Here is an 11,842-nt window from a genome sequence, read left to right on the forward strand (position 1 = left end):
CTAACCAGCACCAGCGGCCCCTGACAATCGTGCGCCGGCATTGCCCGGTATCGCCGCTGACGTTAGACTTGCTGATTCACCGACTTCTTTAGTCTTCTCAGGTTCATCGGCCCCCCGCTCGACCTCGCGCACGACCGGCGACGGTACCGTGTTTGGTGGCTGCCAGAGCCGGAGAAGTCCGTGTGTCCTAACATCCTTACACAGAGTTCTTCAGGAGCCCCCATGGCCATCGAACGTACCCTCTCCATCATCAAGCCCAACGCCGTCGCCAAGGACGCCATCGGCGCCATCCTCGGGCGTTTCGAGGCCGCTGGCCTGCGCATCGTCGCCGCGCGCATGATGCACCTGAGCCGTGAGCAGGCCTCGGCCTTCTACGCCGTGCACCAGGAGCGTCCCTTCTTCGGTGAGCTGGTCGACTTCATGACCTCCGGCCCGGTCATGGTCCAGGTCCTCGAGGGCGAGGGCGCCATCGCCAAGAACCGTGAGATCATGGGTGCCACCAACCCGGCCGAGGCCGCCCCGGGCACCATCCGCGCCGACTTCGCCGACTCCTTCACCGAGAACGCCGCGCACGGCTCCGACGCCCCCGAGACCGCCGCCGAGGAGATCGCCTTCTTCTTCCCCGAGGGCGTCTGCGAGCGCACCCGCTGATCCTGATCCGGTGACGGCCATGAACGCCAGTGAGACCAAGACCAATCTGCTCGACCTCGACCGCGCCGACTGCGAGGCGCTCGCCGTCGAGTTCGGCCGCAAGGCGTTCCATGGCCGCAACCTGTTCAAGTGGATCCACAAGCATGGCGTCGTCGACTTCGACGCCATGACGGATCTGCCGCTCGCGCTGCGCCAACAGCTGCGCGAGCGCACCGAGATTCGCCTGCCGCGAATCGTCCACGCCCACCCCTCTGCCGATGGCACCATCAAGTGGGTGATGGAGCTGACCGATGGTCAGCACATCGAGACCGTATTCATCCCCGAGGGCCGCCGCAGTACCATCTGCGTCTCCTCGCAGGTCGGTTGCGCACTCGACTGCCGTTTCTGCGCCACCGCCAAGCAGGGCTTCAACCGCAACCTCGCGGTCAGCGAGATCGTCGCCCAGGTGTGGCATGCCACGCGCCACCTCCAGGCATCACCGACCAACGTGGTGATGATGGGCATGGGCGAGCCGCTCGCCAACTTCGACGCGGTGGTCAAGGCGATGGCCGTCATGCAGGACGATCTCGCCTATATGCTCGCCAAGCAGCGGGTAACCGTAAGCACCGTCGGTATCGTCCCCGCGATCGAGCGCCTGCGCGAGGTCAGCGACGTCTCGCTGGCTGTCTCGCTGCACGCCCCCAACGACGCGTTGCGCGACGAACTGGTGCCGATCAACCGCAAATATCCGCTCGCCGACCTGATCCCGGCCTGCCGCCGCTATGTCGCCGCCGACAAGCGCCGCAAGGTGACCTGGGAATACATCATGATCGCCGGGCTCAACGACAGCATCGCCCATGCCAAGCAGCTCATCCGTCTGCTCGAGGGCACGCCGTCGAAGATCAACCTGATCCCCTTCAACCCCTTCCCCGGGGTCGATTACGCCACCAGCCCCCCCGAACAGGTCGAGGCCTTCCGCCAGCGCCTGATCCGCTCCGGGCTGATCGCGACCACCCGCAAGACCCGGGGCGAGGAGATCGCCGCCGCCTGTGGCCAACTCGTTGGCCGGGTGCAGGACCGCACCCGTCGCCAGGCCCAGGTACAACTCAAACAGGACTGGATAGGAACGCCATGATCCTTCGCTGGCCTCGCCCGATCGCGCTGGCCCTGTTGTGTCTGACCCTTCTGACCGCCTGCGTCGACAAATCCGAGGTGCGCCCTGAGGACGATCCGCTCGGCCTCAGCCCCGACAACAGCCCGGCCGAGATCTATGTCCGCATGGCCGAGCAGTATTATGCCCGTGGTCAGATGGAGATCGCCTTCCGGCGCGCGCGTCAAGCCATCACGGCCGACGGTCGCTATCCCCGCGCCCACGTCTGGATGGCCTTTCTCTACGAACAGCTGAGTCAGGACGCGCTCGCTGCCGAGCACTACGCCCGCGCCGTCGCCCTGGCGCCGAAGAACCCCGACGTCCTCCACGCCTACGGCTCCTATCTGTGCCGCGAGGAACGCTACGCCGATGCCGATGCCCACTTCCAGCGGGCGCTCGACAATCCGCTCTATGCCACCCCCTGGGTGACCATGACCAACGCCGGTGACTGCGCCCGCAAGGCAGGCGACGTGAGCAAGGCGGAGGCGTATTATCGCTCCGCCGTCGCGGCCAACCCGAACTTTGGCCCGGCCCTGGTCAAGCGCGCCGCGCTGACCTATGCGCGCGGCGAGATCGAGGCGGCGAAGGGAGACATCGACCGTTACTTCGGTCCCGAGACCCTGCGCACCGCGGCCAGTTCGCGCGAGGCCCTGCAACTCGGCGTACGCATCGAGCGACAGCTCGGCAACCACCAGCGCGCCGATTTCTATCAGCAAGCGCTGCGCGAGCGCTTTTCCGATGCGGCGGCAGCCAGAGAACCCCAGGGAGTCCAGTTGGATGAGCGAGATCAGATCACCGAGTCCTGAGGCGCCGAGCACGCCAGACACCGTCATGCACCCCGGCCAACGGTTGCGCCAGCAGCGCGAGGCACGTGGTCTCGAGATCACGCGCGTGGCCTCGCAGCTACACCTGCGCCCGGAGACCATCGAGGCGCTCGAACAGGATCGCTACGACCAATTGCCCGGCCCCGTGTTCGCGATCGGCTATCTGCGCAACTACGCCCGGCTGCTCGGCGTTGATCCGACCCCGCTGATCGAGGCAGCACGTGCCGCGCCTCAACAGCAGAAGACACTGCCCACGCGGTCGCGCCCACAACGCAACCTCGCCGAAGCCACCTCGCGCTGGATGATGCGCTTGATCAGCCTGGCGCTCGTCGCTGCGGCCATCGGCATGCTCGCGCTGTGGTGGCAGAGCCGCCCCGAACTCACCCCCGAGCCGATCGCCGAACAGACCGACGAGCCCCCGCAGAGCGCCCCGCGCACACCGCCACAGCAGACAGCGGTAACGCCATCGACCCCGGGCCCAGCCCCCGTCACCGCCCCCCCGGCGGCACCGGCGCAGCCGATGAGCGCGGCCCCCCAGGCGGAGCCGCGGCCGACGCCCGCACCCGTCCCCACCGTTCCAGTGCAGCCAGCGCCCCTGGAACCCGTACCACGCAGCACGGCGTTGCCGAGGACGCTCGCCACGGCCGAATCCGCACCGGTGGACACCGAGACGCCGCCCGAGGTGGTGATCGAGTCTCCGACATCCCCGGCGGCGCCCCCCGAGGTCGCCCTCGAGTTCACCGGCAACTGCTGGATCGAGGTGCGCGACGTCAACCGCCGCATCATCCTCACCGGCGAGCTGCGTGCCGGCGATCGACGCGTGCTCGAGGGCGAGCCGCCCTATCGCTTCATCATCGGCAACACTGCCATGGCGCGTCTCACCATCGACGGCGAGCCGTTCGATCTGGATGCGCGCGCCCGCGGCAATGTCGCCCGCTTCACCCTCGATCCCAGCCAGCCCGACTGAGTCCGGCGCGCTGCGATCCCACAGGCCATCAGTATCCGCCCAGCATGAGCAAGAAGATCCAAGCCATCCGCGGGATGCACGACATCCTGCCGGACCGCATCCCCACCTGGCACCGTCTCGAGGACACCGCACGCCAAGTCCTTGAGGGCTACGGCTATCGCGAGATCCGCACCCCGGTCGTCGAGGTCACCGACCTGTTCAAGCGCTCCATCGGCGAGGTCACCGACATCGTCGAGAAGGAGATGTACACCTTCGCCGACCGCAACGACGACAGCCTCAGCCTGCGCCCCGAGGGGACGGCGAGCTGCGTGCGCGCGGCCATCGAGCACGGTCTGCTGATGCAGCCGCAGCGGCTGTGGTATCGCGGCCCGATGTTCCGCTACGAACGCCCGCAGCGCGGGCGCTATCGCCAGTTCCACCAGATCGGGGTCGAGGTCTTCGGGCTCGAGGGGCCGGACATCGACCTCGAGCTGATGCTGATGACCGCGCGACTGTGGCGCGCGCTCGGACTCGAAGGCTTTCGCCTGGAGATCAACTCGCTCGGCGATGCCGAGGAGCGGGCGGCCTATCGCGCCGAGCTGATCGCCTACCTCGAGGCGCGCATCGACCAACTCGATGAGGACAGCCGCAAGCGACTGCACAGCAACCCGCTGCGGGTGCTCGACTCCAAGCATCCGCAGACCCGCGAGATCGTCGCCGGCGCGCCCTCGCTGCTCGATCACCTCGGCGAGAGCAGTCGCGCCCATCTCGACCACATCCGCGCCGGGCTCGAACGCGCCGGCATCGACTATCAGGTCAATCCGCGCCTGGTGCGCGGGCTCGACTACTACAACCGCACCGTGTTCGAATGGATCACCGATGAACTCGGCGCCCAGGGCACGGTCTGCGCCGGCGGTCGTTACGACGGCCTGGTCGCCCAGCTCGGCGGTCGTCCGACCACCGCCGTCGGCTTCGCCATGGGCATCGAGCGCCTGGTCGAGCTGCTCGAGCTGAGCGGCGCGCAGACCGATCCCGGCATCGACGCCTATCTGGTCGCACTCGGCGAGCGCGCCCAGCAAGAGGCGCCGGTGCTCGCCGAGCGGTTGCGCGACGCCGTCACCGGCGTGCGCCTGCAGGTGCACGCCGGCGGCGGCAGCTTCAAGAGCCAATTCAAGCGCGCCGACAAGAGCGGCGCGCGTTATGCGCTGATCCTCGGCGAGGACGAGGTCGAGCGCGGTGTGGTCGGCGTCAAGGCGCTGCGCGAGCAAATCGAGCAGCGCGAACTCGACTTCACCGCGCTGACCGCGCTGCTCGCCGAGACAGCGGCCTGAGCCCCATCGAGACCATCCGCGCCGCTCGACAGCGCGCGCGCACCCACAGAGGACAGACCCGTGAGTTACCAAACCGACGAGGAAAAGGCCGAGGCCATCAAGAAGTGGTGGCGTGACAACGGCGTCGCCGTGATCGCCGGTCTCGCGCTCGGCCTGGTCATCATCTTCGGCTGGCGCTACTGGACCGACTACCGCAACGACCTCGCCGCCCAGGCCTCGACCCACTTCGAGCAGATGCTCTACAGCGCCGAGGACACGGACGCGGCCACGGTGCTGGCCAAGCAATCCGAGCAGCTCGACGCCGACTTCGGCGCCACGCCCTATGCCGCGCTCGGCGCCCTGATCGCGGCCAAGGGGCTCTATCAAGCGGGTGATGCCGAGGCGGCCATCGCCCGACTCGAACGGGTGGTGGATGACGCCCCGGACGCGGCGCTGGCACGCCTCGCCGCGCTGCGCCTGGCACGGGTCCAGCTCGCCGAGGGCGCGCTCGATGCCGCCGAGTCGACCATCGCGGCCCATGACGACAGCCCCGAGTTCAGCGCCGACTTCGCCGCGGTACGCGGTGATCTGGCCGCCGCGCGTGGCGACCTCGCCACCGCCCGCGACGCCTACCAGACGGCCATCGAGGGTGGCGCTGCGCTGTCGCAACTGATCCAGCTCAAGCTCGACAACCTGCCCTCGGCCGGCTAGACGACACACGGAAGGAAGCTATGGCGATCCACACCAGAGCGGCGATCACCAGCGCCGGCGCACTGCTGTTGAGCACCCTGCTCGGTGGCTGCGGCCTCATCCCCTGGTTCGGGGGCGAGGAGGACCCGACGCCACCGAGCGAGTTGCCCGAACTCGACCAGGCGCTGACCCCGACCACGCTGTGGTCGGCGCGTGTCACCGAGGGCACCGATGGGCGACGGCTGTATCTGGTGCCGGCGCTCGCCGCCGACCGGCTCTATGTCGCCGACGCCCGCGGCACCCTCGCTGCGGTGGCCGCCGACAGTGGTCGCGTGCTGTGGCGCCAGGAGACCGAGTTGGCCTTCAGCGGCGGCCCCGAGGTTCGGGGCGAGCGCTTGGTGCTGGGCACCACTGGTGGTGAACTGGCGGCCTTTGCCGCCGCCGACGGCACCGAGCTGTGGCGCACTCAGCTCGGCAGCGAGGTGCTCTCGATCCCGCGCTTCGCCGCCGCCGAGACCATCGTCGTCCATACCCTCGACGACAGCGTCTATGGCATCGACGCGAACAGTGGCGAGCAGCGCTGGCACCTCAGCTATCCCGCCCCGGTACTCACCCTGCGCGGCAGCAGCACCCCAGCAGTCGCCCCGGACGGGGTCATCGTCGGGCTCTCCGGCGGCAAGTTGCTGAAGTTCGATGTCGCCGACGGGACCCCGCTGTGGGAGGTCACCATCACCCGACCGAGCGGGCGTTCCGAGCTCTCGCGCATCGCCGACATCGACGCCGACCCGGTACTGGTCGGCACCACGGTGTTCGTCGGCACCTACAATGGCGACCTGGCGGCGGTCGACGCCATCACCGGCACCGTGCTGTGGCGCCGCGAGCTCTCCGCTCACGCCGGTCTCGCCGCCACCCCCGAGGCGCTGTTTGTCACCGACTCGCGCGATCAGGTGTGGGGCGCCGACCCAGTCACCGGCGCCGGGCGCTGGGTGCAGGAGGCGCTGCGCTATCGCCGCCTCACCGCGCCGGCGCTGCTCGGGCCGGTGGTCGCGGTCGGCGATCTGGAGGGCTATGTGCACCTGCTCGACGCCACCGACGGCCAACTGCTCGGTCGCATCCGCATCACCAAGAGGGCCCCGATCACCGCACCGCCGCTGGCCGCCGATGGGCGGCTCTATGTCTATGCCGACGACGGGACACTGAGCGCCCTCAGCGTCGGCGCCATCCCGGCGCGGACGGCGCAACACGCCCCCGAGCAAGCCGACAACGCGAGTCCCTGAATACCATGCTCCCCGTCATCACCCTGGTCGGCCGTCCCAACGTCGGCAAGTCGACCCTGTTCAACCGGCTCACGCGTACCCGTGACGCGCTGGTCGCCGACTTCCCCGGGCTCACCCGCGATCGCCAGTACGGGGTCGGCCGCGTCGGCCCCGGCCCCTACGTCATCGTCGACACCGGCGGCATCGCCACCGTCGCCGAGGGCGTCGAGACGCTGATGGAGCGTCAGGTACAGCTGGCCATCGAAGAGGCCGACCACCTGCTGTTCGTGGTCGACGCGCGCGACGGCTGCACCCCGGAGGATGTCGCCATCGCCGAGCGGCTGCGCCGCATCGGCAAACCGATGACCCTGGTGGTCAACAAGAGCGATGCCCTCGACCCGCTGCTCGCCAGTGCCGAGTTTCACGCCCTCGGGCTCGGCGATCCGCTACCGATCTCGGCCACCCAGGGGATGGCGATCCGCCCGCTGGTCGAGCACGTCTTCGCCCAGCTCCCCGAGTCCGTCGAGGAGGAACCCCCCGAGGACGACGACGAGCGGGGCGTCAAGGTGGCGATCGTCGGTCGCCCCAATGCCGGCAAGTCGACCCTGATCAACCGTCTCGTCGGCGAGGAGCGCGTGGTCGCCTTCGACAGCCCCGGCACCACCCGCGACAGCGTCTTCGTGCCCTTCGAACGCGAGGGCCGACGCTATACCCTGATCGACACCGCCGGACTGCGCCGCCGCGCCAAGGTCAAGGAGGCGATCGAGAAGTTCAGCGTGATCAAGACGCTGCAGGCGATCGAGGCGGCCAACGTGGTGGTCCTGGTGATCGACGCCCATGCCGGCATCGGCGAGCAGGACGCCACCCTCGCCGGCCATGTCATCGACAGCGGTCGCGCCGTGGTGGTGGCGATCAACAAGTGGGACGGACTCGACGCCGACGAGCGTGAGCGGATCAAGGCACAGTTCACCCGCAAGCTCGGCTTCCTCGACTTCGCCAAGCTGCACCGCATCTCGGCGCTGCACGGCAGCGGCGTCGGGCTGCTGCTCGACGATGTCGACCAGGCCTATGCCAATGCCACCCGCGACCTCTCCACCCCGGAGCTGACCCGTTTGCTCGAGGCGGCGGTGCAGGAGCACCAACCACCGCTGGTACGCGGGCGACGCATCAAACTGCGCTATGCCCACCAGGGCGGGCGCAACCCACCGATCGTGGTCATCCACGGCAACCAGACCGATGCGACCCCGGCGAGTTACAAGCGCTACCTGATCAACCGTTTCCGTCGCGAACTCGATCTCCTCGGCACCCCGCTGCGCCTGGAGTTCAAGAGCGGCGATAACCCCTACGAGGGCAAGCGCAACCCGCTCACCCCGCGCCAGATCAAGAGCCGCCAGCGGCTCAAGAAGTTCACCTCGCGCAAGCGCTGAGCACGCCCCGGTGCAGGGACGCACCTCGCCTCCTCTCCCCCCGACCAATCCCCTTATAATCGCCCCCCCAGCAACACTCAGGACGAGGGGCACATGGCCGAGCCAACTACCGGGGACAACGCACCCCGACACGGAATCGAGGCGCTGATCGAGGCGTTGCGGGAAGACACCGCACAGCGCACCCGACTCAGCGCACAGCTCGAACGGCTGCTCGCGGCGAGCGGCCCCGAGCGCCAGCTCACCGACATCCGCGGACTCGAGCAACAGCTGCGCATCGAGGAGCGACGCCACACCCGTGCCAAGTGGTACACCAGCGTACTCGGCCTGTTTGCGCTGCTCATCGGCGCCGTGCTCTTCTACCTGGTGTTCATGATGGCCCGTGACATGAACCGGATGGAGGACTACATGTACAACATGGGCCATGCCGCCGACGACGCCCGCACCCGCCCCTTCGAGTTCAAGGCCCAGGGAGAGAGCTACATGGCCACGATGGCCGGGGACATGGGCGCGATGCGCACCAGCATCGAGGCGATGCGCGAGGACATGAGCCGGATGCGTGTGAGCATCGACGGCCTGTCCACCGACATCACCGCGATGAGCCGCGACATGACCCAGATGAACGCCACCATCGGCCGCATCCAGTACGACACCCTGCTGATGCGCCAGGGCGTCGGCGGCATGGCCAGCGACACCCGAGCCATGGGCGTGCCCTTCCGCGTCATGGACGCCATGGTCCCCTGGTGATCCGGGCCCGATCGATGAAACGACTCGCCATCCTGCTCGTCACCGCACTGCTCGGCACCACGGTGCATGCCGAGAGCGCCGAGGAACTGGTCGCGGGCAAGACCCGCGCCGATATCGATTACCGCCAGCTGATGGAGCTGATGGGCGAGGCCGTCGGCACCATCCAGCGCGGCATCCTGCGCGAGAACGCCGAACTGGTGGCCATCGGCGCGCGCATGATCCTCGACCACCCGGCGCCGCGTCATCGCCCCTGGACGATCATGGCCCCGGCCGATCGTGACGCCTTCAAGCAGGCGCTGCTCGTCTTCGACCCGCAGCTCGACCGCCATGCCGGCGCCGCACTCGAGGCCGCGCGCGAGGCCGACTGGGGCACGGCACTCGATGCCCTCGCCCGGCTCGATCATGCCTGCATCGCCTGCCACGCCGGCTGGCGACAGCGGGTCGTGCGCGCCGCGCCCGCACCCTGAGCCCCCGGGATGCGCCCAGCTGTCATACAATGCGGAGTGCAACCCAAACCACCCGACCGCAAGGGGGCCCTACGATGAACGCACCACGCTCCACCCAGGAACTCGCCGCCCTGTTCGACCTCCCGGCCCCCGAGCGCTACACCCTGTTCCTCACCGAGGTGCTGGAGCACGGCCAGGTGTGGACGCTGTGCGCCGAGGACGGCTTCGTCGCCTTCAGCGACGAGGACGACACCGACTGCTTCCCCTTCTGGCCGGCCGCGGAGCTGGCCGCCGCCCTGGCCGACGACGACTGGGCCGACTGCCGCCCCGAGGCGCTCGCGCTCGACATCTTCATGGAGCGCTGGCTCCCCGGCATGGACCGCGACGAGCGCCTGGTCTCGGTGTTCGCCGCCCCCGACGGCAGTGGCATGGTGGTCGACCCACTGGAGCTGCTCGCCGACCTCGAGGCCGCGCAGCGCGCGCGCGACTAAGCGCGTCACCCCCGCGCCGGTGTCCGTACCAGCAGGAACAGACCCGCGAGCGTCATCACCGCACCCGGCAGCGAGGCCGGGTGCGGCCATTCACCGAGCACCGCGACAGCGGCCAGGGCGGCGACCAGGGGCGTGAGCAGCCCCAGGGTCGTAGTGATCACCGGGGACAGACGAGCGGCAGCGATCCCATAGGACAAGGTCGGCAACACGGTCGAGACCAGGGCGAGCGCCAGGATCACCGGCAACTCCGCAGCAACCGGCCAGCGTGGGGCTGAGCCCCACAGCCAGGGCAGGCTCACGACCAACCCCCAGAGACAGGCCACCGCAGTGAGCGCCAGTGGGTGTGGACAGCCCCCAGCGAGCGCGCGCCGGCGCACCCCGAGCGCATAGAGCGCCGCGACCAGGGCGCAGCCGAACGCAAGCCCGTGACCGACACCCAGGCTACCCGTGCCCAAGGCCGGGGCGAGATAGAGCACCAGCCCCGCGAGCGCAAGCGCGACACACCAGAGCTGACGTCCACTCGGCGCCACGCCACCAACCCACTGTAGGAGCACCGCAATCACCGGCGCCGCACCGATCACCAGGGTCACCTCGACGACCGGCGCACGCACGAAGGCCTCGGTGGCCAGCACATAGTAGAGCCCCATCGTCAGCGGCAAGGGCGTGCGCAGTGCTTGCACGGCCTGGCGCCGATGGATCAGCAGGAAGGGCGCCAGTACGAGTAGCCCGACACCCAGTCTGGCGACGACGATCTCCGTCGCCGGCAGGTCGGGCAACAAGCGCACGAAGACCCCGGTCAACCCCCAGGCCACCGGGGTCACCAGCGCGGCCCCCAGTCCGACCACCTCGACCGAACCCGTCAGTCTCATCCCTCGCAGCACAGTGCCCCCCCTCATCGCCTCAAGACGCACGCAGGCTAGGAGGCGCCGACGGCACTGTCTTGAACGATCTTGGCGCCTAGCGTCGGCACCGTGTCCGCGGATGACCGTGGTCGGCGCGATAACGCCCCGGGGTCACCCCGGTCAAGCGCTTGAAGGCGCGGGTGAAGTGGGCCTGGTCGGCGAACCCCAGCGCCAGGGCGACGGCGACGACCGCCTCACCCCGGGCGAGTCGCGACTGCGCCGTACGCAGCCGATGCTGCAGGTGCCAGGCATGGGGCGGCAACCCCAGCTCACGGGTAAAGGCACGGACCAAGCGGTAGGCATCGAGCCGCGCTGCCGTGGCCAGCTCGGTGAGCGAGACCCCGCGCTCCGGGCAGTCGCCGAGATACTCCAGCGCGCGGCGCACCGCCTCGGGCTCGCGCCCGCTGCGCACGATCGTGGGGCACGGGCGCGCGTGCCGCGCGAGGAAGTGGGCGAGCACATCGAGCAACCGGGTCTCGAAGCTCAGCGAGGTCACGCGATCGGTCAGCGCCTCATGCGTGGCGGCCAAGGCCGCTGCAAGCGCCCGGTCACTGATGACGGGGGCGGACGCGAACCCAGCGGGTGGACGCTCGCTCACCTGCTGCAGCAGGCGCTCGGGAATGGTTAGCACGCGATAACGCCAACCCTCGGCGTCGATCGCCGAGACGGCATGGACCACGCCGGCCGGCATGGCGACGATCTGCCCGGGCGTGGCGACCAGCCGGGCGCCGGCGGACGCCACCCGCTGCGCCCCGCCGTCGATCAAGGCGATCATCAGCCCGTCGTGACAGTGACGGGGAAAGGCATGGTCACGGAAGGTCCCGCACAGCACCTCGACCCCGGGGAGATCGGGGAGCTGGCGGCTGCGGGGAGGATGGTCTCGGAGCGTCATGGACAGGAGTGGTGTCGTCGCCCTGAGCGACGGGCGCCGGGGGAGGCCGTCTGCGCAAGATTCACGGATGCAAGCCCTGAATCGTCATGTCATACAAGGCGCAATACACTCGATGAACACGCCCAGCATGCTGA

General features: G+C 69.0%; 13 protein-coding genes. 11 read left to right on the forward strand and 2 right to left on the reverse strand.

Annotated features, from left to right (window positions below; translation table 11 throughout):
* The first annotated feature begins 222 nt into the window (after positions 1-222).
* The 11 genes from ndk to HF203_RS01450 all read left to right on the forward strand — a co-directional run bounded on the left by ndk (position 223) and on the right by HF203_RS01450 (position 9,914).
* Positions 223-651 carry a nucleoside-diphosphate kinase gene (ndk, locus tag HF203_RS01400; protein ID WP_005221611.1) on the forward strand — a complete coding sequence of 143 codons (429 nt, stop codon included), beginning with the start codon at positions 223-225 and terminating at the stop codon, positions 649-651.
* A gap of 19 nt (positions 652-670) precedes the next feature.
* Complete coding sequence (gene rlmN / locus HF203_RS01405) at positions 671-1,765, forward strand: dual-specificity RNA methyltransferase RlmN (protein ID WP_168665815.1); 1,095 nt, start codon at positions 671-673, stop codon at positions 1,763-1,765.
* A complete protein-coding gene (gene pilW / locus HF203_RS01410) occupies positions 1,762-2,586 on the forward strand; it encodes a type IV pilus biogenesis/stability protein PilW (RefSeq protein ID WP_168665817.1) in 825 nt (274 codons plus the stop codon). Before rlmN ends, pilW begins: the two co-directional genes overlap by 4 nt.
* Positions 2,558-3,571, forward strand: a complete 1,014-nt coding sequence (locus tag HF203_RS01415) for a RodZ domain-containing protein (RefSeq protein ID WP_168665819.1) — start codon at positions 2,558-2,560, stop codon at positions 3,569-3,571. Before pilW ends, HF203_RS01415 begins: the two co-directional genes overlap by 29 nt.
* Before the next feature lie 44 nt (positions 3,572-3,615).
* A complete protein-coding gene (gene hisS, locus HF203_RS01420; RefSeq protein ID WP_168665821.1) occupies positions 3,616-4,881 on the forward strand; it encodes a histidine--tRNA ligase in 1,266 nt (421 codons plus the stop codon).
* 60 nt (positions 4,882-4,941) lie between these two features.
* On the forward strand, positions 4,942-5,571 hold the full coding sequence (locus HF203_RS01425) for a tetratricopeptide repeat protein (RefSeq protein WP_168665823.1): 630 nt from the start codon (positions 4,942-4,944) through the stop codon (positions 5,569-5,571).
* A gap of 20 nt (positions 5,572-5,591) precedes the next feature.
* Positions 5,592-6,827 carry an outer membrane protein assembly factor BamB gene (gene bamB / locus HF203_RS01430; RefSeq protein WP_168665825.1) on the forward strand — a complete coding sequence of 412 codons (1,236 nt, stop codon included), beginning with the start codon at positions 5,592-5,594 and terminating at the stop codon, positions 6,825-6,827.
* 5 nt (positions 6,828-6,832) lie between these two features.
* A complete protein-coding gene (gene der / locus HF203_RS01435; protein ID WP_168665827.1) occupies positions 6,833-8,233 on the forward strand; it encodes a ribosome biogenesis GTPase Der in 1,401 nt (466 codons plus the stop codon).
* 93 nt (positions 8,234-8,326) lie between these two features.
* Complete coding sequence (locus HF203_RS01440) at positions 8,327-8,977, forward strand: hypothetical protein (RefSeq protein ID WP_168665829.1); 651 nt, start codon at positions 8,327-8,329, stop codon at positions 8,975-8,977.
* A gap of 14 nt (positions 8,978-8,991) precedes the next feature.
* Positions 8,992-9,444: a hypothetical protein gene (locus HF203_RS01445; protein WP_168665831.1), complete on the forward strand. Its 453-nt coding sequence runs from the start codon at positions 8,992-8,994 to the stop codon at positions 9,442-9,444.
* 74 nt (positions 9,445-9,518) lie between these two features.
* On the forward strand, positions 9,519-9,914 hold the full coding sequence (locus tag HF203_RS01450) for a DUF2750 domain-containing protein (RefSeq protein ID WP_168665833.1): 396 nt from the start codon (positions 9,519-9,521) through the stop codon (positions 9,912-9,914).
* A 5-nt stretch (positions 9,915-9,919) separates the two neighbouring features.
* Here the strand turns inward: HF203_RS01450 and HF203_RS01455 are convergent, their stop codons facing one another.
* On the reverse strand, positions 9,920-10,783 hold the full coding sequence (locus HF203_RS01455) for a DMT family transporter (protein WP_168665835.1): 864 nt from the start codon (positions 10,781-10,783) through the stop codon (positions 9,920-9,922).
* An 88-nt stretch (positions 10,784-10,871) separates the two neighbouring features.
* Positions 10,872-11,708 (reverse strand): helix-turn-helix transcriptional regulator, encoded by an 837-nt coding sequence (locus tag HF203_RS01460; RefSeq protein WP_168665837.1) that lies wholly within the window; start codon positions 11,706-11,708, stop codon positions 10,872-10,874.
* Between the last annotated feature and the right edge of the window lie 134 nt (positions 11,709-11,842).

Source organism: Marichromatium bheemlicum, from assembly GCF_012276755.1.
In the GTDB taxonomy this organism is placed as follows: Bacteria; Pseudomonadota; Gammaproteobacteria; order Chromatiales; family Chromatiaceae; genus Marichromatium; species Marichromatium bheemlicum.